This is a genomic window from Tianxiuia mixotrophica (assembly GCF_050596425.1).
In the GTDB taxonomy this organism is placed as follows: domain Bacteria; phylum Bacillota; class Clostridia; order Peptostreptococcales; family Acidaminobacteraceae.
Genome location: NZ_CP192292.1, coordinates 868,322 through 894,718 on the forward strand (window position 1 = coordinate 868,322; position 26,397 = coordinate 894,718).

Consider the following 26,397-nt stretch of genomic DNA (forward strand, 5'->3'; position numbering starts at 1 on the left):
AACGGAGAAATCACTCCGTTGGCAATTTTGCTATTTTATCAAACAAATCAGCTGTTTTGGTTTGCATTTTATTGGTTACGTAGTTTAGGTATCTATGAGTGCTGTCAATTTGGAGTGGCCAAGTCGTTATTGAACGTCCTTAATATTAGAACCATTTTCAATAAGCATAGTGGCGTGTGTGTGTCTTAATGAATGGTAGTTGAACTTTTTAGATAAAGCTCATATTGAAGAATACGAGAAGCGCATTTAAAAGTCTCTACTAATGATATTGTCACTGCGCTACTAAAATGCCACATAATTTATGAAAAGATAGTGACAAACTATACTTACAACATCAATCAATAATGCATAATTAGTTTTTACCAAAGTAATTCACATACCCAAAATCTATGACAAATAGAAATTGCGATTAGAATACAAATCAATCATCCACACTATTGCAATTTCAAATTGTAATATATATTAGAAAAATCAGGAACAATTCAAACGTAAAAACTTGACAAAATAATTATCCTGTGATTTAATTGCGGTAATCAAATAATACGTATGCTCGTTTTAGCCCCTGGGTTAAAACTAATAGAAGCACTGAGTTTCACTTTGTTAGGGCCTATTTATAGGAAAAGTGAAACTCAGTGCTTTTTTCGTATTTAATGACATATTTTGTATTTTGATTGGTGTTCTCTAAGAAAAAACGAGGAGGTAGAATTCATGTTTAAAGTTAAAGTGTTAAGCAAAGACGATGTGGTCAACGTTTTGGAACTAGAGCAAGTCATCTCGGTTGTGGAGGGTGTGTACAGAGCGAAAAATAGCAATATGACTGAAGTATGGCCAACGGTTTTCTATGATTTTGAACCAGGCAGGGCAGATATGGACATTAAATCAGGTTACTTAAAAACCGAAAAAATGTTTGGACACAAAACGGTAACCTGGTTTGGTGAGAATGCAAATAAGGGCCTTCCAACACTCATTGGCATGTTAACTGTATTTGATGCTCAAACAGGCAAACCCCTTGGAATCATGGATGCCTCTTATATTACAGGAATTCGTACAGGAGCCTCAGGAGCCATTGGTGCCAAATACTTGGCTAAGAAAAATTCAGAAAACCTATTAATTATAGGGGCGGGCAATCAGTCCCCCTTTCAAATAGCTGCAACTTTAAAGGCTGTACCGACTATAAAAAAAGTCCAGGTGGCATCTAAAGACTACTCAGATGCGAAAGCCTTTATCGATATGATTGCTGAAAAACTGGAAGAAGAATTCAACATAGACACTCAAGGCTTAGTCTTTAATGCAGTTATCGATCTGGAACAAGCTGTTAAGGAGAGTGATGTAATTATTACAGTCACACCCTCCAGACAACCTATCATAAAGAAGGACTGGATTCAAAAAGGCACACATATTTCATGTATAGGTGCAGATATGGAAGGCAAGCAAGAAATTGATCCAGAAATCCTAAAATCGGCAGTGGTCTATGTCGATGATTTTGAGCACTGCCAAAAGGTTGGTGAGATTGAAAAAGCCCTAAAGCAAGGAATTATCAGCCCTGAAGATATAATTGGTGAAATTGGTGAACTCATTTTGGGACAAAAAAGTGGCAGAGAAAATGATGATCAAATAACTGTTTTTGATGCAACTGGAATGGCTCTTCTTGATATAGCAACAGCTAAGCTGGCCTTAAAACTAGCGGATGAAAAAAACTTAGGAACAGTGGTAACAATTTAAGAAAGGAGAAAATTTATGACCTTTAATTATGAACATGTTAAGAATGCCTATGAAAACATCAAAACTTATATTCCAACGACTCCCCTTGAAGAATCATACTATTTAGGGGATCAGGACTGCAAGTATTACTTTAAACTAGAATCATTTCAACGCGCAAAAAGTTTTAAAATAAGAGGCGCACTTAATAAAATGCTAGGCTTGTCAAAAGAAGAGAAAGACTCAGGTGTAGCGACTGTTTCATCAGGCAATCATGGGAGCTCTGTCAGCTATGCGGCCAAGCTCCTGGGCATCAAAAATGCAGTGATCATCGTTCCAAAAAACACACCACAGAGCAAAATCGATAAAATCGAGTATTTCGGTGGCACAGCAATGCTTCTAGGTAAAGACTGCGATGAAGCCTATGCTTTAGGGATGAAATACATTGAAGATAATAAGCTGACTTTTATTGATGCATATTATAATGATCCCAAAATATATGCCGGCCAAGGAACCATTGCCATTGAGATTCTAAAGCAAAATCAAAATATAGATACAATAATTGTACCTATAGGTGGTGGTGGTCTTATTACTGGGATTGCTGTTGCAGCTAAGGCTATAAATCCGGATATTAAAATAGTGGGCGTTCAAACAGAAGCATGCCCAGCTATGGTCATGGCCTATAAAGACAATGTGTTTTATGAGACATATGCCTCTAAGGAGTCAATATGTGATGCTTTGCTTGGTGGTATTGGGAAGCTAAGCTACGAAATGGCTAAAGATTTAGTCGATGATTTTATAGTCGTGTCTGAAGAATCAATTGCCAAAGCAGTTGCGTTTATGGCAACAGAAGAAAAGTATATTGTAGAGGCGGGCAGCTGCACCACAGTTGCTGCAGTAATGGACTATAAAGATAGAATTGGCGGAAACAATATAGCCTTGGTATTATCGGGCGGGAATATTGATGGGGATATATTGAAATCAATACTTTGTAAACAATAAACACTCCCATATAAGAGTCTTGTAGGTTCAATAAAAATGATTTGTGGCGAAATAATTAAAGCAAATGCCCCTTACAAGTGCGTAAGTAGTGCTTTAAGGGTCATTTGCTATTTCTCATATTTGATTTTATAAAACATCGCTTTATGGGTTTTGAAAGAATCTAATTCTCCACACCAATGTGAGTCATGCTATTTGCGTCAACATTACCAGCCTTTTTGATGGGAATATTTACTGGAGCCTATTTTGATCCTAGCAATCAGAAACACATTATGATTGTTACAGATTTGCTTAGAGGTCTGATTACACTTTGTGTCACTTATCTTGAAATGACAAACATACTAAGTATTCAAATAATGAAGCGAACCAACACCTAAAAGTTAGACCAAAAAAATCTAATGGCTAGGAGGTTGGTTCTTTTTTCGTAAGGATTGGCATACTATTTGCATATTATTTCTTCAGGTAGAACTTTTTGTTTATAAGGGGGAAATGAAGTGCATAATATTGTGGGGATACTATTATTAGCTGTAATTTTTTTTATGATAATTGACAGACGTAAGCTTAAGAGAAGCTTTACTCTAGGAGAACAGGAAAGGGTGAATCTAGGAAGTGGAGATTATGAGGACTTAAAAGTCATATCAGATGACTATATGAAGCTCATCAGTAATTTTACATTTTCAACAGAAGCACTGTATTTGGAAATGAAAGATGTTCTGTGCAAAATCGAAGGGCTATCTGCAAATGCAGAGGAACAATCAGCGTCTGTATCTGCCATTGAGAACTTTGTTGAAAGCGTAAACCAAACGGTTTTGTCTTTTGCTCAACACGCATCCGAAATGTCTGAAATAAGTAGCCAAGCACATAAGACTGTTCATGAAAACCAACTTAAGATCACAAAGACAGTTGCAATGTACGAGATCTTATATAAACAATTGCAAGTGTCAGCAGAAAAAATAGAGGGTCTTGAAGAAAAGACCAAGAAAGCAGATACGCTTATTGCAAGTATTGACAGATTGTCAGATCAAACGAACTTACTTGCACTCAATGCATCAATAGAGGCTGCAAGGGCAGGGGATGCTGGCAGAGGGTTTTCAGTTGTTGCAAATGAAGTGAAAAAACTATCTGGCGAAACATCAAATGTTGTAAAAAGCAGCACTGAACTTCTTAAAGAGATCATTCGTCTTGCTGATGAAACGCAAGCGTCTATGAATGACACTGTATCAGCTATTCATGCTCAGTCAGACCGTCTGAATATGACTGTGAATGAGCTCGTTGAGGTAGAAAGTGTAACGGATTCTATGTCAGTTGCAAATGCTAAATTATCAGCTGGTACAGGTAAACTTGTTGACTCGTTCTCAGACATACTCGACATGTTAAAGGATATGACCTTAGCAGTGGAAGACGTTGCAATGACAGCAACTGATGTCAATCAATCCGTCGATTATGAAACACAAATGGTGAATCAATTGACTTCGGCACTTGATGCGTTAGGTGAAACCAATTTAAAATTCGGCTTGAAAGTAGATGGCTTGTCGAGTGAGCAACGTGAAAAAAATGTCGTGGTTGCAACTTCGCCTTATGAACCATATGTGATATATGATTCTAAAACTGGAGAGATCGGTGGTATTGATATTGAACTAATAAGGTCTGTTTATGAGGGGTCTGATTATACCGTTGATATAAGAATAGTGCCTTGGGAGATGTCTCTTAAAATGATAATGAAAGGGGTTGCGGATCTTCTGCCTACAATTTCCTATAATAAGGACCGCGAAAGGTATCTTGAGTTTTCCAACCAATATAGAAGCACAAGTACTTTTGCATTCTACACTCTGGCATCAAAGGCATATAAAATTGAGACACTAAAGGATCTGGAAAGAAAAAGAGTTGCTGTTTTAGAAGGCTACTCATATTTCAGCTCGTTTGATAATAAAACTGAGATCATAAAAGATTACAACGTAAAAGAGGAAATAATGTTTCGTAAACTAAGAAAGGGTCAGGTTGATGTGGTAATAATGAACGAACTAAGTGGTGACCACTGGCTCAAAATGCACGAAATGAATAATGGTGTAAAAAAGGAGAAGTACAAGCACATGAAAGCAGATGATGCGGAAACGATGATGGGTTTTAGCAAAGCAATAGACACTAAAAAGAAGCTTGAATTATTTAATAGGAGGTTAAAAGAGCTTAGTGATAGTGGTGTGCTCCATAAGATTGAAAAGAAATACATGCTTTAATTATAAGGTGAAAAATGTGAATGGAACCTATGAATGATTGCAGCTCGATAAACCAAAGTGATAAAATAGAAAATAAGATCAAAACGGTATTTGATAAGGCGTTAGCATATGTAACAAGGCTGAATACTGCTCTAGTAAAGATGATGTGGTCAGGGATAAGAGATCAGAGGTGAAGCAATGTCAAGTGTTAAGGTCGCATTAATAGCTGGTTCTGAAAAAACAATGATAGATTTGATCAAGCAATTGAAAGAGTACACAGGCGACGAAGTGGAAGTACGGGGTTACTCAATAGATACAGGCATTGACGAACCTATATCTGAAGGGCTGGTCATTATATCAAGTCAACTGGCCAAAGACGAATTGGTGAAACTTGGTTTGCTTGATTTGAACACAGAGCACATTGTAGCGAGAAGAACAATTAGCTATGATCATTTGGACAAAGTGGTTGAGATACCACAAAATACGAAAGTCCTCCTGGTAAATGATGTGGAAAGATCAAGTGTTGGCGTTATAGAACACTTGAAGTCATTGGGGCTGGATACATTAGAGTATATTGCCTATTATCCTGGGTGTTCCATTGACGTTTCAGATATAAAAATAGCCATTACACCTGGAGAAACCGATAAGGTTCCAAGCACAATTGAACAAGTGATTGACATTGAATCAAGAATTATGGATTTTCAAACAATCACCCAGATACTGAACAGTTTGCAGATATTAAACCAAAAGTCGGGACTGCTTTCAGACCATTACTTAAGAAAAATTATAAATATTGCCAAGCGACTTGCTCAGTCCAGAAACAAAATACTAGAGTTGAATACACATCTTGAGAATGTTATAGATGATTTGAGTCAGGGTGTTCTTGTATATGATCAAAATGGTCGAATTATTGTATTCAACGAATCCCTCAAAAATATTATCAGCACAAGTCAAAGTGTTATCGTTGGAAAACCATTAAAGAGAGTTATCAATAATTCTGACTTGCTTGAATATCTGCTGAATCCTGGAGAGGTTAATGAAAAAATAATGAACTTGGATGGTATTGAGATCGTCGTTTCGAAAGTTCTTACCAATCAGGGAAAAGCTGTATTGACAAGCTTTAAGAAACTAAAGGCAGCTATTGATGAAACGGATAGAATGAAGCGTGAGTTTATCAGTCGAGGGCTTTACGCAAAATACACCCTTGATGATATTATTGGAAGCAGTCAGGCCATTGAAAAAGTCAAAGGCATTACAGAAAAGTTAGGAAAATCTGAACTGACCATGCTGATTGAAGGTGAAAGCGGGACAGGAAAAGAACTGTTTGCCAGTGCAATTCATAATGTTTCAAGAAGACACAATGGACCATTTTTAGCCGTGAACTTTAGCGCTTTGCCAGATGACCTTATTGAAAGCGAGTTATTTGGTTATGAAGAAGGCGCTTTTACAGGCGCAAAAAAAGGTGGGAAAGTGGGGCTTTTTGAGCAAGCGGACGGAGGCACAATATTCTTAGATGAAATTGGAGACACATCCTTAAAGCTTCAAGCTAGACTCTTGAGAGTATTACAGGAAAAAGAAATAATGCGGGTCGGTGGCACCAATATAAAATCAATAGATGTGCGAGTGGTTGCAGCAACCAATAAGGACTTGCATGAAATGGTCAATAGAAACGAGTTTAGAGAAGACCTTTATTACCGTTTGAAAATGGGTTACTTAAAACTGCCACCTCTTAGGGACAGAAAATCGGACATACCTGAAATCTTAAGATATTTTGCAGAGACAGAAATGGTTCGATCCATTGTCATTGAAGATGATGTAATAAATGAGTTAAAGACATACGACTGGTTAGGTAATGTAAGAGAACTGAGAAATACATTTTCATATATGTTGGCTGTGTCTGATGGCAAGGCCATTACACTGGACAGCATTCCAGACAGAAGCTTCTTTAAAGCAGGCAGTATAAGCGCTGAGAACAGAATATTTGCCAGTGCTATTCATGAGGTTACGGATGAAAATTTACTGATTCTAAGGGCGATTAAGACCATAAACGAAAGGCATGAACGGTGTGGTCGAGAAAAAATTTCTGAATTAACTGAGGGGACCATGTTCGAAATGAGTCCTGGTCAAATAAGGAATCGGCTGGACAAGTTAGAAAAGCGGGGGCTGGTTTTAAAGAAGAAAGGCAAACATGGAACGATACTAACCAAAGATGGTTTAAGAATACTAATGGCTAATGGCGACCAATAAAAGTTTAATGGTCGCCATTAAGCTTTTTTTGAGCAATGAATTTGGTGAGAAATGTAATTTCTAACCCCTTAAAGTGCAAAATTAAGCAAATTAGGCTTTTATAAAAACTGGCATGCGATTTGCAATATTAATAGGTGCTAGAAAAACTTTGTATTAATTCTAAGGGGGAAGAAAAATGGTAAAACCGAATCATGTAACGGAACCTGCCGTTACACCAGAACCAAACAAGACATGGAAGATGCCAGACACATATGTCATTATTTTTTGTATTGTGGTTCTTGCGGCACTTTTAACGTACATTATTCCAACAGGTCATTTTGATGTTCTTTATGAGGTGACAAATGGCACAGGCGAGCAAATTGCTCTTGTAGCAGACGGTGATACAAACGATTTTGAAATGAATGGAGATGTGTACACAGTTGATGCATCTGGTGACAAAACATTTGTCCTTCTTGGAGAAGAAGAGATCGGCTCAATTAATAAGTCAAAAGCAAAGGCTGTTAATTACTCGAATGACTTTGGTGCGAGTTTCAAGGTGGTTCAAGTGTATGGCGATTATCAAACAGAAGGCGAAACCAAGGGCATAAAAATCTTTGAGAAGTGGGGCGGCGTAGGCTTCCTTAACTTTGCATTTGAAGGATTTGTCTCTGGAAGCAAATGGGGGTCTGCGGTAGGTGTCATGGCCTTCATTCTTATCGTAGGCGGTGCGTTTGGGATTGTGCTTCACACAGGTGCTGTTGAAAATGGAATTTTAAATCTTATTAGCAAAACCCAAGGTCGAGAAGTTGCAATTATTCCTATTATGTTTGTTTTATTCTCATTGGGGGGTGCCATATTTGGTATGGGTGAGGAAGCCATTCCATTTGCCATGATACTGGTGCCGGTAATGATAGCAATGGGATATGACGCTATAACCGGTATTATGATCACTTATGTTGCAACTCAAGTCGGTTTTGCTACTTCATGGATGAATCCTTTCAGTGTGGCTATTGCGCAAGGTATTGCAGGGGTTGCAATCGGTTCAGGCAACATGTTTAGAATGACAATGTGGGCGATATTCACTATTATTGGCACTCTATACACGCTTTCATATGCAAGGAAAATCAGAAAAGATCCAATGAAGTCAGTATCTTATGAAACAGATGTGTATTTTAGAGATGACCTAAAAGATAAGGAAAATAAAAAAGCCCATTTTGGCCTTGGTCATTCACTTGTACTTCTAACTTTGGCTTTAGGTATGGTGTGGCTCATTTGGGGCGTAAATGCCCATGAATATTACCTGCCTGAAATTGCGACGATATTCTTCACAATTGGTATTGTCTCGGGTATTATTGGCGTTGTATTCAAGCTCGAAAATATGTCAGTGAATGATATTGCTATCTCTTTTAGAAGTGGAGCAAAAGACCTTCTGGGTGCAGCTATGGTTGTTGGTATGGCTCAAGGCATCGTTTTAGTACTCGGTGGCACTGGAGCAGCAACTGACACTGTCCTAAACACAGTCCTTAGCGGTATGGTTGGAGTTCTTAAAGGTCTTCCTACAATGCTTGTGGCTTGGATCATGTTTGCATTCCAGTCTGTTTTCAATTTCTTTGTTGTTTCTGGATCAGGCCAAGCTGCACTCACAATGCCCTTAATGGCACCATTAGCTCAACTTGTTGGTGTATCTAAGCAAGTTGCTGTTCTTGCATTCCAACTTGGTGATGGATTCACAAACTGTATAGTTCCGACATCTGCTGCGCTTATGGGCACATTGGGTGTTGCTAGGGTTGACTGGACGCAGTGGTTGAAGTTCCAAGTTAAGTTCCAAGGTATTTTGGTGGGCGGTGCAACAATCGTAATGTTAGTAGCGGTTGCTATGGGCTTTTAATGGATGATCGAATAGAATTTCATTAAGGAATAAGGAGGCATACTTTGAAAAAAAGCTGATACTATTGTTTTCCCTGCTGCTTTGTCTGAGCTCTATAAACATAACATTTGCAGATACTGATATTAATGGTTCACTTGTTATAGTTGGGGGTGCGCTTCGCTCTGACAATGATGCAGTATATGAGAAGTTTATAGAACTAGCAGGTGGAGCTGAGAATGCGAGAATAGGAATCGTTCCGGCTGCTAGTGGTAGCCCACATAAATACTCACAAATGTTCTTTGATGACATGGTTACACGTGGTGTTCTTCCTGAAAATGTTATTGTACTGCCACTTGCAGTAATAAATGACAAGCGATCTGAGAATGTAGACGAATCAGATTGGGCGGAAAATGGCAATAATCCCGATGTTGCAAATTCAATTGAGAACTTAACAGGTATTTGGTTCGTTGGTGGAGATCAGACACGAATTACAGATGTTCTCTTAAATGAGGACCAATCAGCGAGCCTTGTATTAGAGGCAATATGGAAAATTTATAAAAATGGCGCTGTGGTTGGTGGAACAAGTGCCGGTGCGGCGATTATGAGTGATGTTATGATTGCAGGAGGCGATAGTCTGGGGGCGCTAGCAAATGGCTTTGTGAGTGAATATGATGATTCAACTCTTGACTATCAAAATCAGGGCGGTCTTATTGTAAGTAAGGGTCTAGGTTTTTTCAAATATGGTGTTATTGATCAGCATTTTGATAGAAAAGCTCGACTAGGCAGGCTGGCAGTGGTGACACAGGCCACACAGAAGGTTTATCCGGTTTCATTTGGCGTTGAGGAAAACACTGCCATGATTTTTGACAATGTCACTAAAACGGTATCTGTAATCGGAACCGGAGGTGTGTTTGTTGTAGATGCAAGTGATTCGAGTAAAGCTTCAAGCATTTCTAGCTATGAAAACATTAAAGTGAGTTATATCAAAGGATATGATACTTACAATGTGAGCACAAATGAATTTACAATGGATGAAAACAAGTACACAACAGTGGGCTATGAATATCTTGCGACTGAAAATCCAGATACAACAGGTTCTCTCAGTGCAAATCAGAAATTAAACCAATTTATTTCATATGGGTTGGTGGACAATGCCTTAAGAAACGAAATTAAAACGTACCTCTATGGTCTAGATGGAAAGGGCTTCGCGTTCACATTTAAAAATGTTGATGACACTGAAGGCTATTGGGGACAAAGTGGTGCAGCAGATGTATATTCTTTTAAAAGTGTAAGAATGGATATTGAACCAATTAAGGTTGAAATTCAAACAATTTTAGAAGACTAGCTAAAGATATTAAAGGTACTTGGCAGACAGAAGCATGGTCTTGTTTCATGCTTTTGTCTGCTGAAAAATCGTTTCAGCATGATATGTGCTAATGGTTGCATATGAGTACCAATTAAGGAAGTGATTCGAGTTGAACTACCAGAATTTAATTGAAGATAATTTTGATTCATATATAGAGGACCTCAAATCATTGGTAAGAATACCAAGTGTCTTTCGAGAGGATCACAGCAAAAAACCATTTGGTTCTGCAATTGATAGATCGTTGAAAACGATTTTAAAGATTAGTGATAGACTCGGTTTTAAAACATATTATGATCCAGAGGGATATTATGGCTATGCAGAGGTCGGTCAAGGGGAAGAGCTGATAGGTGTTCTTGGTCACATTGATGTTGTGCCTGCTGAGGATCTTGATAAGTGGCACTCGCATCCATTTGATCCTGTTATCAGAGATGGGAAAATCTATGGTCGAGGCACTCAAGATGACAAAGGACCGACATTAGCAGCTTTGTATGCTGTGCATGCATTGTATGAATCCGGGATTGCCTTCAATAAGCGTGTTAGATTCATATTTGGCACAGATGAGGAAACCTTGTGGCGAGGCATAAATGCTTACTCAGAAAGAGAAGAGATGCCATCTTATGGATTTTCTCCAGATTCGAAATTCCCCCTAATCCACGCTGAGAAAGCTCTTATTCAAGCGAAACTTATTGGGAATGGGATGACAGGTGTTTCAATCCATGCAGGAGAAGCCTTCAATTCGGTTCCTGCAAATGCAAGTTATGAAGGCATGGACAGATCGCACCTTGAAAATGTTTTGAACAGTCTTGGATTTGACTTTGATTCATGTAAAAGCAGTACAAATGTTGTTGGTAAAAGTGTTCATGCACAGGTTGCAGATACTGGTGTCAACGCTGCTGCAAGGCTGTGTATTGCTTTAAGACATGTAAGTGATGCAAATAATGCTATAAGGTTTGTAAGTGAACAACTTGCAGAAGATGCCCATGCAGAAAAAATATTTGGGAAGGTCGAAGATGCTATTTCAGGAAAATTAAAAGTTAATTTGGGCAAATTGAAAGTTGATGATAATATTTCAGAACTCTCCATGGATTTAAGGATACCTATATCGGCAGATGTTGAAATGATTAAATCAAAGCTAAAAAAATCTGCAGAATCCTATGGAATGGAGTTTATAGTTCATGATTATCTCAGACCAGTCTATGTGCCTCTTGAATCCAAACTGGTTAAGACTTTAATGACGTCATATGCGTCTGTAACTGGAGATCAGAAGAGTAGACCACTGGCGGCAGGTGGTGCAACGTATGCAAGAGCACTGGATAATTGTGTGGCTTTTGGAACTGTTTTTCCAGGAAGAAAGAAAACGGAACATCAGCCCAATGAACACATCCAGCTTGAAGATTTGAAACTGGGTATGATGGTGTATGCAGATGCGATTAAGCGTCTACTTGTAACGGATATTTTGTAGGCAATAAATAAGACAATAGCGTAAGGATTGAAGACAGCACTGATAGGATTATTGGTGCTGTTTTTGCTGTGATAAATGTGTTTAAAAACAAAAGCTCCCCTATCATCCATTAGATAAGAGAGAAGCATTCATTGTTTTTCAAGGTTTATTCGGTTTTCTTGTTTAAGCTTTCAATATGCTCATGAATCGCTTTCATTTCCAGTAGTAGTTCTTCAAGCACAGAATACACATGATTCAGTGTTTTTTCCTCTTTCATTTCTTTATTACGTTGAATTTGATTGTTAATATGATAGGGGTTACCAACTTGATCGTGTTTCATAGCCATGCGCAAATCCTCCTTTAGATCTCTAGCCACATTTACCTTCAATAATAGAATAACTAAACTAAAAATTCTTACCATATTGATTTACCCTGAAAAAAGTTGTGAAAACACACTTGCTAGACTTTGACTAAGTTATGAAGATGGTTTACATGGTCTTAGGTTTATATAGGACTTTGGCTATGAAAATCCCATTAAGCAAACTGCCTTATGTATCCTTTTGATTTTTACGAAGTGAATCGACTGCAACATAATAACAAGTGGGATGAACTAACTGAAGGGCATTGTTTTAGGCTGTACAGAATTTCCACTTATGATTAAGCAGAAGGATGTTTGAATAGAAGTTTTAAACACAATAGAAGAAGTTTTAGAAACAATAGAAATTTTAAACACAATAGAAAAGTTTTAGACACATTAGAAATCCGCTCTAAAGCAGGTGTGGACTCTGATTTGTAAATGGGGGATAGAGTGGTCCCTACTGGTCGTTTCTGCAAGGCTGTATACCGACTTTTAAAAGCGAAAAGCCCTCTGAATAAAATTCAAAGGGCTTTTTGTGTACGCATATATGAAATCTTTACGAATATTAGACTTAAAAATCACTTAGATTTTGAACTTAACGATAATATTTTCATCAAGGGTACGGAAGGTGAAGGACTCAGTGATAAAGAACTTCACGGACGTTGATGTATGGGAGTCGTATCCGATAGAGAAGTCTTGTCCAATTGTCAGTTCAATGTCTTCATGGTCATGAGGGACGAGCAGGGCACCATCAAGGGCAAGGGATGGAATCACTTCGCCGTGAATAACATCCTTAATGGCTTGGATGAGTGGATACCCTTCAAAAGTACCACCTAGGCGCTTGTAGGCTTCTTTGCCAACAATCAGGCTATAAGGCCGTTCTGCATAGGATTCCCTGAGTAAGAAGTGGGCTTCAGAAATGGCGGTCATAATATCAGATGCAGATTTTCCAAACTTGAGAGAATGACTTGCTGCTTCTAGTAAACCTTGAATGCCAGCGTCCTTATTACCGTTGAAAATAGATTCTTCTTCATATAGGGCTAGGCGTTTCGTGGCTTCTTCAAGACTGTCCAGATTAATGTCTTTGGCGCCACGCTGAATATTATCCAGTTCCCATTTGTTGAGTTCAAACATGGTTCGCGCTTCAACAAGAGCTTTCACTTTATGTGTGCCAACTTTTATATCAGATTCCTGCTTGTCTTTGACTTCAAGTCGACCCTCAGGCACAGCGGCGTAGTCCCATCCCATAGGTCCTTTTACATGAACCGCTTTTCTAGCTGAAAGGACAGACTTGAGTACGTCTTTTGCCCGGTCATCAATTTCATTCCAAGCCTCTGTGGAAAGAGGTGCTATATGTCTTTTTAAAATATCCATTCGTTACCTCCTGTATAAGTATTCCTAGTGAGCTATTTGCAAAATATCATTCAACCTCCCTCGTTAAATCCTATATAAACATTTAAGAATCAAAAATTCTATATTATATATAGGGAGGGCAGAAATCCGAAATTTTCAAAGCGCCTGATATATGTCTTCCAGTGTGTCTGTACGATTACTATTTCATATTTCCAATATTTAAGTCCTTGTCACTGCTTTCGCTAGCGTCATCTTCACTTTCTGCCGCTTCTTCCACTTCAAGAATTGGTGCACTTGTGAAAAGGTATGTACGGAGCTGTTCGTCCCAGCCATCCATATTTCTACGAAGCCATTCAAGGGTCATACAAGCGTGTTCAATTTCTTCATCACGGTTGTGGGCCATAATGGCTTTCAGTTCAGCACTGCTACTGGCATCAACTCTTTGCTGGTACCAATCCACAGCTTCAACTTCCTCTTTAAGGCTGTTTAAGGCACGAACAAAATCTCGTGTTTCATTGCTAAGCGTATTTGCTGGTTCATGATAGTTTGTCATAAATTTTACCTCCTATAGTATGTGTTTCCCATTCATACTTACCCGGCAGTTGATACGATAATCGGGAATATCCCAATAATTGTATTACCAATATTTAATAAAACGTATGAAGAAAAAGTCAGAGTGAGGACTAATAAATCTGGGTGTGTACATTCTTATTTAAGGGAATGTGTAGCGCATTATATATTGGTTCCTGAAAAACGTGTAAAATAATCGGTAGACATAATAAAAGATGTGGTAAGTATGATATACAGTTTTCTATTAGAGAAAAATTTTGAGAACCTTTATAGAAAACCTTTATAGAAAACTATTACAGAAAACTTTTGTAGAAGTCCTTCATGCATATACTAGAGGATTGGATAGAGTCACACAGCAAGGGGGGGAACAATGAAAAATAATAGATCAGCAAAACCACTGCCCTGGTTGGCAGGCGTAGCGTTTTTCATAATGGTTGGCGTGAATGGGATGGCAAACGCCCTCCCTATAAATGGGCGGACAACTGGGGATATTTCTAATGCTTATAAGAATTTATTTGCTCCAGCGGGCATAACTTTTTCCATATGGGGTCTTATTTATCTCTTTCTATTCGCCTATACAATATATCAGTTTAAGTATTATAGAGGAGATAGAAATAAAAACAGCCACGGAGATAGCGAAGTGAACAAACAAAGGGATGCTGAAAATCATAAGGTAAATCCAAACAAGAATTCAATTCACAATCATAAGCAAAGTGAAAACCAAACACGAAAGGCCCTAGTAGACAAAATCAATAAGGTTTATATAGGAACGTCTGTCTTAAATAGCATTTGGATATTTGCATGGCATTATGATTTTATCTTTATGAGTCTTCTTGTCATGATTGGTCTGCTTGTGAGTCTCATTCGCATCAACTTATGGTTAAGGCCTGAACGGTTTAATAGACTAGAAGCCCTTGTAGTCAAGACACCCTTTGCCATCTACTTTGCCTGGATAACGGTTGCAACCATTGCCAATGTCACTGTATGGCTGGTCTCCATCAACTGGACTGGCTTTGGTATTGAAGACTATATTTGGACATGTCTAGTGATCGGGATTGGAGCGGTCATTGGAATAGCGACTATGCGCAGATTTAAAAGCATCCCCTATGGTCTCGTTTTAGTTTGGGCCTATGGCGGTATTTTACTTAAGCACATTTCACCTGCGGGGTTTAATGGTCAGTATATGCCAGTCATTTTAGTGGTTGGGGCTTGTCTTCTTATGTTTACAGGGCAAGTGAGTATTCTTTTTATTAAAAGGCATACCAGTTTAAATGGGTAGGAAGGCGATTTGATTGACTATAACTGATAATTTTACGTGTTTTAAAGTGCGTGATCCAGTGTAGTTCATAAGAAGTTTGCCTCATATACTGGATTGTATTGAGTCGGGTATAGTAACTTCCCTATTCAAGCAGGGGCGTCTTGCATAGTGGCACGGAAACCTATATAGTGTAGTCTTGTAAACAATAGTTACCTGAAGTACAAGACATTTAGGAGTTCATATGAAATATACTTTTGCAAAAAAAATTAATAAAACATTCTACTATGGCTGGGTGATCCTCCTGCTTTCTGCACTGAGCACCTTCTTTTCATCACCGGGTCAAACATATTCCATTTCCACTTTTATAGATTCTTATATAAAGGAATTTGGTTATTCCCGGACCATGATTTCCACAGTCTACTCTGTTGCAACAATCCTGTCGGGTTCCCTGATTGTATTCATGGGAAAGGCTGTAGACAAGTTTGGCCAAAGACGCATGCTTGTTATTGCAGGAACAATGCTGGCTGTGTCTTGTATGTTTAATAGTTTCATTATCAATGTGCCTATGATATTCTTCGGATTTTTTATGCTAAGATACTTTGGACAAGGGTCGCTTACGCTCATACCGGGGTCTCTGGTTCCGCAGTGGTTTGATAAGAATAGGGCCCTTGCCATGAGCTTACTGGCCTTTGGAAACATGCTTGGAAATATGATTGTACCTGCCTTTAATACATACATGATTTCAATTGTCGGTTGGCAAATGGCCTGGAGAGGGTGGTCCTTACTTCTTCTTGTGATTTTTGTTCCACTTATGGCCTTTTTTATTATCAACAAGCCAGAAGATATTGGCCTGCTGCCTGACAATCAAGAAGTAAAAGATCAAAGTGATCTTGATATGGAACTTGAAAAAACGGAGCGGGAATCATTTCACTTAAATGAAGCCTTAAGAACAAAAGAGTTTTGGTTTGTGGGCATTATATCTATGATGGTGCCCCTGATCAGTACAGGGATGATGTTCCACTTCTTTTCCATTATGTCTACAAAAAATGTGAGTCCTGAATCGGCCGCCCTTGTTATTGGTCTGGTTGCAGTTCCGGGATTTTTCATGCCTGTTCTTGCCAGTGCTATTGTGGACCGGTTCCGGTCTAAATATATTTTATCTGTCACATCAGCTTTAATAGCCCTAGACCTACTTTTCATGTTGTATGTCAAGACAACCCTGATGGCGGCAATCTTCATTCTTATTTATGGCCTTATCACCAATATGCAGAATGTGACTTTAAACGTGATTTGGGTCAAGTATTTTGGAAGGCTTCATCTGGGAAGTATTAGGGGTGCGGCAACGGTCTTCATGGTTATAGGATCAGCCTTTGGAACTGTTCCATTTGGACTGTCTTACGATTTAACAGGGAGTTACTTCTTTGTTTTTCTTGCTATGGCAGGACTAGCGGCTATGGGCATACTCTTGTCACTTTCCATACGTAAGCCTGTAAAGCCTATAAATAATCTAGAAGCCTAGTCGCCTATTAGATTCTGGCGCGTGTAAAATTACAGATCTGGGTTCTCTTCATACCAAGTATAGAATTTTGATATGTAAATATATATATGGTATGACGAAGACTTTTAAATGATATTTTACAAGTTGTTTTAGGGTAATTCTTTCAAAAAAAAATATATAAATATAAATATATAAATATAAATATATAAATATAAATATAGAAATATAAATATAGAAATATAAAGAAAGGGAGCCTTGTTAATACTGGCTCCCTTTTGCTTTGATGAATAAACTTAAACTGTGGATTTGTAATGATTAATTTGATTCACTGCAAAGGCAAATGCGTGATTTAAATAGCTATATTTTACATGTCGCTCAATTGTCAGAGTTGAGAGTATAGATTCAAGCCCATATAGATTGAATTACGACATTAAAACACATACATTTGGGCATGTAGATTCAGAATATACCTATAGTTTAGGACTCTGCTGAGACCCACTTGGTCTTAATTTTCAAACGGAATAGATTATAAAAGAGGGCTGTTCCTGTTAGATACAGAGCAATGGTGAAAATGTATGGTGTGTTGTAATTGAAATGCTCCATAAGCCAACCACCGATAAAAATACCCAGTGCCCGGGTTAGGTTATTGGCCATCGCCCGCATTGCACTCATAAGTGGGCGGTGATGGGCTTCTATTATATCCATAGAGATATTACGAATAAGGGGTTGGCCCATATTCATAAGGGAACTTCTAAGGAAAAATGACAGGGCCACGATAAGAAGTCCCTGGGGAAAACCAATCGCCAGAAGAAGCGGAATGCTCGCAATTTGTGTAAAGACAATGGTCTTATAGGCACCAACTCTTTTGCTTAAATAAGGCACGCTTAGTCCGCCAAAAACTGTCCCCAGCTGGGCAAAGCTTAAAATAAGACCAACAATACTTTCCGTGGTGGTGAGCATGTATTTAAGGTATACACCGAAAAACGGCACAACCATGCCGGCGCCTAGACCAATTGATCCAGTATAGAGTAGGAATTGTATGTTGCGCCTTGTATAAAAGCCCTTAAACTCATGGAAATCTAATCGCTTAGTAGCGATTTCTGCCCTTGGTTTTAAAAGAATCAGCGGAATAAGGGCCACTAAACTCACGGCACTCACTATGACCAGCGCATAGCGAAGGGGTAAAATACCTTGACCCAAATGGGTCTGGAATAGATCCGCTAGTATACCTGTGACAAGGGAGCCGGTCATAAAAGCTGCATTTCTCGTAGCAAATGTAAGACTGAAGGCGTGGACACGCTCTTCTTCACTTGTTTGATTATAAATAAATGGGGATTCAACAGTCATCATAGCTGCTTGACCCAGTCCGAAAATAAGGGCTATGAACTTCATAACCATAGTGGATTCGGTCATGACAATGGCTATGCTTGCTGTGCCGACTGTAAGCAGTCCCAGAATCAATGTGTTTTTATGGCCGAATCGGCCAGAAACAAAGGCTATGATTATTGTGGATAGTCCTACGGAAAGTCGACGTAGAGATAGAATCGTCCCCACGATGCTTTCGGGATGGCCAAGTTCTTTTAAGTAAATGCCAAAAAAGCCGTTAAAAGAAGCGGATGTGAGTCCGTACAGAAAGACAACAACTATGAACTTTTTAATAATTGTATTTAAATTTTTATAACTCATAACTTAACTATAACAAGTATTATTTAGGGATGCAAATATATAGGGAGTCGAAATAAAAGGCATAGATAGTGATGAACCCAATGAAAAGATGATGCTTGCCTGTTTTAGACATCTAATAAATATAAATTGATATGGTATCAAGTCACAAGAATCATAGGAAGAAGTAAAAAGAATGCAAAAAGTCCTATAATAATAGAAAATATATCAAACAAATCGAAGAGGATGTATTATAATGGAATTTGGGCTTGTTAAATTAAATCTTAAAACAAAACAATTTTAAATAAATGAAACGAATAATATATTTGACTCAAAATGCGCTAACATTTAAACTTGGGCCTGACCCTAAGGTGGAGGATAAAATGAATAGACAAAATATAAAACGCGTCTACAAAAGAGATATAAAAAACACTTTAAAAAATCCAATTGCCCTTATCATCATATTTGCGATATGTGTGATTCCCGCCCTGTATGCCTGGATCAATATTGTGGCCTGTTGGGATGTGTATGAGAATACAGGCGGTCTTCCTGTTGCTGTTATCAATAATGATGAGGATGTCCTATTTGATGACGAAATCATCAATATAGGTGATGACGTCGTCGAAGAGCTTAGAGAAAACGACAAAATAAAGTGGACCTTTGTTTCAAGGGATCAGGCAGACAAGGGACTCAAAGAAGGCACCTACTATGCATCCATTGAAATACCTGAGTCTTTTTCTGATGATTTTATGTCAGTGCTAGAAGAAGACCCCCACAAACCCCATATTATATATAAGGTAGATACAAAGTCCAACCCCGTGGCGGTTAAAATAACGGACACAGCTAAAAATACCCTTGTGGAGCAGATCAAGAGCAACTTTGTTGCAACGGTTAATGAAACAGTTTTCAAGTCACTGAACGATATAGGTGAAGATGCGGACACTAAAAAAGAAGACCTTATCCGCATGAAGGATTTTATTGTCTCAGTCAATCGCAACATCGATTTTCTGGATAAGGCCCTTGAGAATGTCACAACAGGGTCAGTGAACTATGAAAGTTTTATGGAAGAAATACATGCCTTGTCTCCTGAGGTGGAAAGAAGCATAGAAACCCTAGAAAAAAACACTCAAAATAGAGCCGAATTGCTCCTAAATACTGAAATCATTATCAATGGAGCCCTAGATGGCCTTGAAAATAACTTTTATCAGGCCACAGAGTCAAGTGAAAATATTCATAAGCTCATAAATGATCTAAATGATACCCATGAAGAAATGACCGAAAATGATATCAACAAAACGGTCTTAAAAATCAATTATCAGATCAATGCCCTGGATGCTTCCATTGAAGCGACTAGGGACTACCTAGAAGTTGTTGAGGACGTTGAACTGGATGATGAAATCGACTCAGCTCAGGAGAGAATGACTGGGTTTCAGGGGCGTATTGGACGGTTTGAAGACCAGCTTGTGAACATGCAGGATGCCCTGAGCGGTGTATCGGGATCTATGGGGTCTGTGAGTGATGCCCTAGAAAATCAGATAGATGATTTAGAGGACAGCACCCAGGCCATTGATGAGGGGCTCGATAGTACGATTGACCAGTTAAAAGCTCTTAACAGTGGTTTGGGGAGTCCGGTTATTCAAGGGGCCATCAACCAGCTTGAGAATATTCAAGATGCTGCTCCCCTTCATAATTTAGGGGATGCTTTAGAAGGTTTAAAAGAGGGACAGGATAACATTCAAGACCAAGTGGATACTGCAAATGCAAGAGTTGGTGATGCCATTGAGGCCACTCAAAATATTGATGACGAGATCGACAATGTCCTTGTCTTTTCAGAAGATTCCAAGGAAGTGAACGAAAATCGAGATGAGAGGCTAGAAGATGTCAGCGGTGAACTAGAGAGCATCCAGAAAAGCCTGCGCGATCAGAAAGAGCAAATTGCCCAGATTGAGGAACACCTAGAAGACACCAATGAAATTTTAAGTGACAGGTTAAACACTTTAAGTGATACAGTGGCAACCACATCCAGCCAGCTAAAAAATATTGAGACCAGATTTATTGCCTACACTCGAAAAGATATTAATGAAATCATTGATCATTCAATAGACCGGGCCAAAAACACCAGTGTGCTTCTTGAGTCTCTTAAATCTCTCAATGACTATATCAAATCGTCATCAAGTGCTTCATCACAAGGGGGACAATTAACGGCTGATTTTGCTGCTGAACTAAAGCGCATGTTAAACGATGCCCGCCATACCCTTGATGTTGTAGGGGATGAACTGGAAATGATAGATAACAGGGATATATCCCTCATTATAAGCCTGCTTCAGAGCAACCCAGAGTTTATGGGAGATTTTATGTCCAGCCCATTTGACCTTCAAACGGAAACCATAAATGCCATTCCAAACTATGGGTCGAGCATGGCGCCGGTCTATTCCACGCTGGCTCTTTGGGTGGGATGTCTCTTTTTAAACTCTGTACTAAAAGCCCGTCCGGGACAGTTTGATGGCGCTAATGAAATGACGGTTCGCGAGAGGCACTTTGGAAAAATGCTTTATTTTTGGACTCTGGCTATTTTCCAAGCTCTAATTATAGCCGTGGGAGATATATGGCTGTTAAAAATACATGTGGTCAATGCCCCATTATTTATTCTATTCGCGGTGCTTTCATCCATTGTGTTTTCAACCATTACTTTCACGCTCATGGCGACCCTGAGTAATTTTGGTAAGGCTCTATCCATCATATACATGATTTTACAGCTTGCTGGCAGTGGGGGGACTTATCCCATTCAAGTGGATCCCCTTATTTTTAGGATACTGCAACCCCTTTTCCCATTCACCTATTCCATCAATGGGTTTAGAGAGGCCATCGCAGGGCCCCTGCTTATCAATGTATTTTTGAACATCATTGCCCTTATTATATTTGCAATTGTCTTTATAATATATGGCTACATGATGGTGGAAAAACTCCATCCAAAGGTGGAAAAGTTTGAACAGAAGCTAAAAGAGTCAGGACTAGGAGAATAGTAGAAAGGATAGGGTCGTAGACATGAAACATATAACTGACTGGATAGAAAAAATAAAACACCTTATCTGGGATAGGGGCCTAAAACCGATTTTAATCCTCTTGCAACATGATTTTAAGACGATGGGGAAAAATATGGCGGCGCTTATTATAGTCCTTGGCCTGTGCTTGCTCCCATCCCTTTATGCATGGATTAACATTTATGCCAGTTGGGATCCCTATGCCAACACTGGAAATCTTCCTGTGGCCATAGTCAACAATGACAATGGCGCGGTTTTTGATGGCAAGGTCATCAATGTTGGAGAGAATATTATTGATGAAATGAAGGAGAACACTTCCATCAACTGGCACTTTGTTGACCAGTGGCAAGGCAATTATGGCCTAAATGATGGCCGTTACTATGCCATGATTGAGATTCCATCAAACTTTTCCGAGCGCTTAACCAGTCTGGGGACATCAACGCCAAGAAAGCCAGCTATTATTTATAAAGCCAATGAAAAGCTCAATGCCATAGCGGCAAAGATAACAAATGTGGCAAAGGATAAACTGGTGGGTAACATTCGAAGCAATTTTGTAAAAACGGTTAATGAAGAGATATTTGAAACCTTTAACGAAGGGGCGGATAAATCAGACGCCGACTCAATAACACTCAGTGATTTAAAGGCAGACCTTAGAAGCCTCAGTGAAAACATTGAAAACATATCAGGCCACCTGGAAAATGAGAAGGGCAATGACCAGAAATATCAAAGTCATTTAAGGCAAACCAGTGAACGTATGGACATCGTTCTTGACAAAATGAATAGCCTTCAGGCCATTGTAAGAGCGACCTCACGCTTAAAGAGTGCCCAGACAGATGCCTTTACTGAGAAAATTGAGACTCTGAGTGCAGGCTTATCAAATGTTCAGGCCCTCAATGAAAAGAATGAAGCCCTTATTGATAAACTCATAGCCATCAATGACAACACCCTTGATGAAGACTTCTTAAGCATTTTATCGAGCACAAATAGCATCTGTACGGACTTAGAAGAACAACTTGATGAAAACATTGAAGCCCTTGAAAGCCTTGATCCTGAAGAAGACAAGAATTCTGTTCAATTTACCATCAGTTCTTTGACCTTTATGCAAAAGCTCGTAAACCAGGAACGGGATAAATTACTGCTTTTAGCGTCTACAAAGAAAGATGATGAGAAAAGAGAATTTATTGAAGACCAACTCTATCTGCTCAAGGACTTAAGCGGTTCTGTTTCTCAGCGGTCTGGAGAAATTCAAGATTTCTTTAACACGACTTTAACACCGACAATAAATGCCTTGTCCACCAATATGATTGCTTCTTTAAGTGATACAGCTGACTTGGTGGAGGCCTTAGAAGTGGCAACATCCCAGTACAGAGCTACGTCAAAGTTTGTCATTGCGACTCGGGATATGGCTTTTTCACAAAAGACCCATGCCATTGATATTTTATCGGAACTCAACACAGATATTGAGGATGTCCTAGATAGACTTGATGATGTGGATGAAGAACAACTGACAAAGCTTTACGATTTGATTCGCGATAACCCGACGGAAATAACGGATTTCTTGGCGGAACCCCTTGATGTGGAAGTTATAGAACTTTATGAAGTCGAGGCTTTTGGCATTGCTATTACCCCGTTTTACACTGTCCTGGCCATATGGGTGGGTGCCCTCTTAATCAGTTCCATTTTGAGTGCGAACAGCCACTGGAATCATGGCTATAGCATGGGACATGTCCATATTAGTAAATTGATTTTATTTTTAACAATATCCCTTATTCAAGCAATGATTATTGTTCTGGGAGACATAGCCATACTGGGGGTGGCACCAAAGGACACGGGTCTTATGTTCCTATTTGCAGCCCTGACATCGGTTACTTTTGTAAGCATTATATTCACCCTGGCTTCTGTCCTTGGCAATGTGGGAAAAGCCATTGCCATTGTCATTATGATATTCCAAATTGCAGGGTCAGGTGGCATTTATCCTATTGAAACCAACCCAGAGATATTTGGCATTTTGCAACCCCTTTGGCCATTTACCTATGCCATTGGCGGATTTAGAGAAGCCATACTGGGCCCCGTGCCTGAACAAGTGACAGGCCATGTTCATGCCCTTTTGAAAGTGATTGCAGTGGTTCTGCCATTTGGACTTCTAAAGAAGCCCCTGCATCCACTGATCCACTTCTTTGAAGAAAAATTTGAAGAGTCGGATTTGAAGTAGGGTGGTTTGTTTAAAAACTTTATAGTTTTAATGAATGATAGAGCTGTTATGGAAAGGTTGATGCTAGACCTAACCTGACAGCTCTTTTTAAATGCTATAAATTAGACTCTCTATGAATCGTATTAAGTAACAGTTTTAAGTGCCTTTGATTAATCTAAGGTCGCTCAAGACACAGGACATATGAAAGTTTCCCTACAAAAGTTACTTGTTATATTTTATTGACTAAAGTGTTCTATGGTCTTAGAGGTCTCTGTAAGTGCTTGAAAATATGTTAAAGGCACGAAGCTAGTGTGAATATTATAACAATGTAGATCTGACGTTATAATGGCTGTGTCCAGATATTAGGTGAGCGATTATGAAGTGAACACTTATGAAATGAATAGCGCCATAGGTGCCAATATGGATTTTCATGTATGAGTATATTCCATATGTCTGAACTATGCAATTTAACCTAATTTTGTAAGTCCATCAGAAGTACGTTTTGTACGAAAATAATATTAATAAATCATATTGACGTTAGATAAAGCGTCAAATATAATAATGGTGTATCAAATAAAAGAACGTCGTTCTATAATAGAGAACAGGCGGAAGGAGACTGCAATGTCACAAGATGAAATCAAAGTAAAATCCCTTTATAAATCCTTGAAAATACTAGAGTGTTTTACTAAGAACACACCTGAACTGGGTGTGACAGAAATCAGCAATATGTTGCAACTATATAAGAGCAACGTTCACAATATGCTGTCCACTTTAGAGGTGGCTGGATATGTTGAAAAAAACCCTAGAAATTCAAAATATCACTTAAGCAACAAAATGCTTGAGTTCTCATATGTTGTTACAAGTCGTTTTAATTATCAGAACGTGGTTTATCAAGTAATGAAAAGGGTGTCTGATGAACTGGGAGAAATGATGTATTTTGGAGTGCCTCATGGCGCCTATGTCCTTTATATGTTCACAGCCTATCCAACATCTTATGACAAGGACTATCCATTCCGTTCCATAATGGGAGAAAAAGCCCCCCTCTACTGCACATCCGTTGGAAAGGCCATGTTAATGGCTATGGATGAAGAGGAAATTGTTCAGCGTATTGATATGGAAAGAAAAAGCTATACGCCAAACACTCTGACAGAGGAAGAGGCCATCCTAGAAGATATAAGAGAAGCCCGCGAGCGTGGCTATGCCATAGATAACATTGAGCACGAAAGAAATGTAAAGTGCATTGGCGTTCCAATTTTCGGGAGCAATGATGAGCTTATCGGCGGACTGAGTATATCTAGCACCGCTCATGACTTTGATGATGAAAAGCTTGTACGCTGTGCAAACGTTTTACGAGATGCTGCCTATGAAATAAGACGGAAGCTCTAAGTATATTACTCTATTTAGACAAATGGGTTGTAACTGGCTTTGCCAGAAATAAATAGATTATTACATGGGAGGTAAAAATGAAAAAGTGGTTAGTTGTTTTAATGGCACTGGTCATGGCACTATCTCTAGTGGCGTGTGCAAGTGGCAATGAAACACAAGAAGAGAGTGGGAGTGACCAAGCTGGTTCAGAGGTTTCAAATGAGGAAAAAACAGAGCCTGTGAATCTGATCTTCTCAGTGAATGCAGTTCCAGGTGATGCGCATTATGAAGCTATGATGGCATTTAAAGAGGCTGTTGAGAGCAAATCAAATGGAAACATCACAGTGGATACGTTCCATTCAGGTTCACTCTTTAAGCAAGATCAAGAGTTATCAGCTGTAAAAACAGGTCAAGCGGATATCGTTTACCTATCTGCACCATGGTTGTCTGAGAATTCCCCTTGGATATCAATGTTTAGTGCAGGCTATATGTTCAAAAGCTATGACCACATGACACAAGTTCTAAATGGTGAAGTGGGCACAGAAGTTTTCGAAAAAGTTGTTGAAGAACAGGGCATCCGACCACTGAAGGCCTTCTATCTAGGAACACGTCAAATCAATCTTGTAGAAGACAAAGCGGTGAAAACACCTGCAGATTTGAAAGGTGTTAATCTAAGAATGCCAAATTCAGAAGCGTGGCTCTTCCTTGGTAAGGCTCTTGGAGCCAACCCAACGCCAATCGCATTCTCTGAGCTTTACATGGCTCTTCAAACAGGCACAGTTGATGGACAAGATAACCCACTGCCAACAGTGAAAAATGCGAAATTCTATGAAGTTACAAAGTCAATTTCCATTACAAATCACCTGGTAGACAGTGTATGGCCGACAATTAATGAAGCCAAGTGGAATTCTTTAAGTTCTGAACAGCAAGACATCGTTATGGACGCTATGGAAGAAGCAAGAAACACTTGTGACACTTTAAATCGTGACCGTGAAGCGGAACTGGTTGAATTCTTCAAAGGCGAAGGTGTCAATGTTTACGAAGCGGATGTTGATGCATTTAGCGATGTGGTATTAAAGCAGTACATAGAAAATGAAGATTTGACAGCAGACTGGGACATGGATCTCTTTGAGAAAGTTCAAGAAGCTGCAAACTAGATGAAGAGAGACGTTAAGACATGGCTGGCTTTTGATATTCCCCAATATCGGTCAAAGTCAGTCATTGTCTAACGCCTCATCTTGAACCTTAATTATACAACATTCGGAGGGATAATGTGAACACTTTCAAAAAG

Annotated in this window: 18 protein-coding genes; 14 read left to right on the forward strand and 4 right to left on the reverse strand. The window is 39.0% G+C overall.

Annotated elements, in window-relative coordinates:
• The first annotated feature begins 708 nt into the window (after positions 1-708).
• The 8 genes from ACQ4KW_RS03975 to ACQ4KW_RS04010 all read left to right on the forward strand — a co-directional run bounded on the left by ACQ4KW_RS03975 (position 709) and on the right by ACQ4KW_RS04010 (position 11,831).
• A complete protein-coding gene (locus ACQ4KW_RS03975; RefSeq protein WP_430885240.1) occupies positions 709-1,722 on the forward strand; it encodes an ornithine cyclodeaminase family protein in 1,014 nt (337 codons plus the stop codon).
• A 15-nt stretch (positions 1,723-1,737) separates the two neighbouring features.
• Positions 1,738-2,700 carry a threonine ammonia-lyase gene (locus ACQ4KW_RS03980; protein WP_430885241.1) on the forward strand — a complete coding sequence of 321 codons (963 nt, stop codon included), beginning with the start codon at positions 1,738-1,740 and terminating at the stop codon, positions 2,698-2,700.
• A gap of 218 nt (positions 2,701-2,918) precedes the next feature.
• Positions 2,919-3,074: a hypothetical protein gene (locus tag ACQ4KW_RS03985; RefSeq protein WP_430885242.1), complete on the forward strand. Its 156-nt coding sequence runs from the start codon at positions 2,919-2,921 to the stop codon at positions 3,072-3,074.
• Positions 3,075-3,191: 117 nt separating this feature from the next.
• Entirely contained in the window at positions 3,192-4,931 is a 1,740-nt protein-coding gene (locus ACQ4KW_RS03990) for a methyl-accepting chemotaxis protein (protein WP_430885243.1), read from the forward strand.
• Positions 4,932-5,108: 177 nt separating this feature from the next.
• Complete coding sequence (locus ACQ4KW_RS03995; protein ID WP_430885244.1) at positions 5,109-7,157, forward strand: sigma-54 interaction domain-containing protein; 2,049 nt, start codon at positions 5,109-5,111, stop codon at positions 7,155-7,157.
• Between the two features lie 175 nt (positions 7,158-7,332).
• Positions 7,333-9,024: a putative basic amino acid antiporter YfcC gene (gene yfcC, locus ACQ4KW_RS04000; protein WP_430885245.1), complete on the forward strand. Its 1,692-nt coding sequence runs from the start codon at positions 7,333-7,335 to the stop codon at positions 9,022-9,024.
• Positions 9,025-9,088: 64 nt separating this feature from the next.
• The gene (locus ACQ4KW_RS04005; protein WP_430885246.1) at positions 9,089-10,348 is read left to right on the forward strand and encodes a cyanophycinase; all 1,260 of its coding nucleotides are present in this window, start codon (positions 9,089-9,091) and stop codon (positions 10,346-10,348) included.
• 130 nt (positions 10,349-10,478) lie between these two features.
• Positions 10,479-11,831 carry a Sapep family Mn(2+)-dependent dipeptidase gene (locus ACQ4KW_RS04010; RefSeq protein WP_430885247.1) on the forward strand — a complete coding sequence of 451 codons (1,353 nt, stop codon included), beginning with the start codon at positions 10,479-10,481 and terminating at the stop codon, positions 11,829-11,831.
• A gap of 145 nt (positions 11,832-11,976) precedes the next feature.
• Here ACQ4KW_RS04010 and ACQ4KW_RS04015 read toward each other — a convergent pair whose 3' ends face one another.
• The 3 genes from ACQ4KW_RS04015 to ACQ4KW_RS04025 form a co-directional block, all read right to left on the reverse strand.
• Positions 11,977-12,156 (reverse strand): hypothetical protein, encoded by a 180-nt coding sequence (locus ACQ4KW_RS04015; protein WP_430885248.1) that lies wholly within the window; start codon positions 12,154-12,156, stop codon positions 11,977-11,979.
• A gap of 594 nt (positions 12,157-12,750) precedes the next feature.
• Entirely contained in the window at positions 12,751-13,542 is a 792-nt protein-coding gene (locus tag ACQ4KW_RS04020; protein ID WP_430885249.1) for a family 1 encapsulin nanocompartment shell protein, read from the reverse strand.
• A 178-nt stretch (positions 13,543-13,720) separates the two neighbouring features.
• Complete coding sequence (locus ACQ4KW_RS04025; protein ID WP_430885250.1) at positions 13,721-14,074, reverse strand: encapsulin-associated ferritin-like protein; 354 nt, start codon at positions 14,072-14,074, stop codon at positions 13,721-13,723.
• A gap of 387 nt (positions 14,075-14,461) precedes the next feature.
• Here ACQ4KW_RS04025 and ACQ4KW_RS04030 point away from each other — a divergent pair, with 387 nt between their 5' ends.
• Positions 14,462-15,370, forward strand: coding sequence for a tryptophan-rich sensory protein (locus tag ACQ4KW_RS04030; RefSeq protein WP_430885251.1), 909 nt, complete (start codon positions 14,462-14,464; stop codon positions 15,368-15,370).
• 220 nt (positions 15,371-15,590) lie between these two features.
• Positions 15,591-16,868 (forward strand): MFS transporter, encoded by a 1,278-nt coding sequence (locus ACQ4KW_RS04035; protein WP_430885252.1) that lies wholly within the window; start codon positions 15,591-15,593, stop codon positions 16,866-16,868.
• A gap of 456 nt (positions 16,869-17,324) precedes the next feature.
• On the opposite strand, the gene ACQ4KW_RS04040 is transcribed toward ACQ4KW_RS04035, so the two are convergent.
• Entirely contained in the window at positions 17,325-18,533 is a 1,209-nt protein-coding gene (locus ACQ4KW_RS04040; protein WP_430885253.1) for an MFS transporter, read from the reverse strand.
• A 359-nt stretch (positions 18,534-18,892) separates the two neighbouring features.
• Here ACQ4KW_RS04040 and ACQ4KW_RS04045 point away from each other — a divergent pair, with 359 nt between their 5' ends.
• The 4 genes from ACQ4KW_RS04045 to ACQ4KW_RS04060 all read left to right on the forward strand — a co-directional run bounded on the left by ACQ4KW_RS04045 (position 18,893) and on the right by ACQ4KW_RS04060 (position 26,263).
• Positions 18,893-21,532 (forward strand): YhgE/Pip family protein, encoded by a 2,640-nt coding sequence (locus ACQ4KW_RS04045; RefSeq protein WP_430885254.1) that lies wholly within the window; start codon positions 18,893-18,895, stop codon positions 21,530-21,532.
• A 22-nt stretch (positions 21,533-21,554) separates the two neighbouring features.
• On the forward strand, positions 21,555-23,762 hold the full coding sequence (locus tag ACQ4KW_RS04050; RefSeq protein WP_430885255.1) for a YhgE/Pip family protein: 2,208 nt from the start codon (positions 21,555-21,557) through the stop codon (positions 23,760-23,762).
• Positions 23,763-24,362: 600 nt separating this feature from the next.
• Entirely contained in the window at positions 24,363-25,127 is a 765-nt protein-coding gene (locus ACQ4KW_RS04055; RefSeq protein ID WP_430885256.1) for an IclR family transcriptional regulator, read from the forward strand.
• Positions 25,128-25,204: 77 nt separating this feature from the next.
• Positions 25,205-26,263, forward strand: a complete 1,059-nt coding sequence (locus ACQ4KW_RS04060) for a sialic acid TRAP transporter substrate-binding protein SiaP (protein ID WP_430885257.1) — start codon at positions 25,205-25,207, stop codon at positions 26,261-26,263.
• Positions 26,264-26,397 lie beyond the last annotated feature (134 nt).

Excerpts from the sequence above, each read along its gene's own strand:
- ACQ4KW_RS03975 (WP_430885240.1), top strand. The coding sequence starts at position 709 with ATGTTTAAAGTTAAAGTGTTAAGCAAAGACGATGTGGTCAACGTTTTG.
- ACQ4KW_RS03980 (WP_430885241.1), top strand. The coding sequence starts at position 1,738 with ATGACCTTTAATTATGAACATGTTAAGAATGCCTATGAAAACATCAAA.
- ACQ4KW_RS03985 (WP_430885242.1), top strand. The coding sequence starts at position 2,919 with ATGGGAATATTTACTGGAGCCTATTTTGATCCTAGCAATCAGAAACAC.
- ACQ4KW_RS03995 (WP_430885244.1), top strand. The coding sequence starts at position 5,109 with ATGTCAAGTGTTAAGGTCGCATTAATAGCTGGTTCTGAAAAAACAATG.
- yfcC (WP_430885245.1), top strand. The coding sequence starts at position 7,333 with ATGGTAAAACCGAATCATGTAACGGAACCTGCCGTTACACCAGAACCA.
- ACQ4KW_RS04015 (WP_430885248.1), bottom strand. The coding sequence starts at position 12,156 with ATGGCTATGAAACACGATCAAGTTGGTAACCCCTATCATATTAACAAT.
- ACQ4KW_RS04020 (WP_430885249.1), bottom strand. The coding sequence starts at position 13,542 with ATGGATATTTTAAAAAGACATATAGCACCTCTTTCCACAGAGGCTTGG.
- ACQ4KW_RS04025 (WP_430885250.1), bottom strand. The coding sequence starts at position 14,074 with ATGACAAACTATCATGAACCAGCAAATACGCTTAGCAATGAAACACGA.
- ACQ4KW_RS04030 (WP_430885251.1), top strand. The coding sequence starts at position 14,462 with ATGAAAAATAATAGATCAGCAAAACCACTGCCCTGGTTGGCAGGCGTA.
- ACQ4KW_RS04035 (WP_430885252.1), top strand. The coding sequence starts at position 15,591 with ATGAAATATACTTTTGCAAAAAAAATTAATAAAACATTCTACTATGGC.
- ACQ4KW_RS04040 (WP_430885253.1), bottom strand. The coding sequence starts at position 18,533 with ATGAGTTATAAAAATTTAAATACAATTATTAAAAAGTTCATAGTTGTT.
- ACQ4KW_RS04045 (WP_430885254.1), top strand. The coding sequence starts at position 18,893 with ATGAATAGACAAAATATAAAACGCGTCTACAAAAGAGATATAAAAAAC.
- ACQ4KW_RS04050 (WP_430885255.1), top strand. The coding sequence starts at position 21,555 with ATGAAACATATAACTGACTGGATAGAAAAAATAAAACACCTTATCTGG.
- ACQ4KW_RS04055 (WP_430885256.1), top strand. The coding sequence starts at position 24,363 with ATGTCACAAGATGAAATCAAAGTAAAATCCCTTTATAAATCCTTGAAA.
- ACQ4KW_RS04060 (WP_430885257.1), top strand. The coding sequence starts at position 25,205 with ATGAAAAAGTGGTTAGTTGTTTTAATGGCACTGGTCATGGCACTATCT.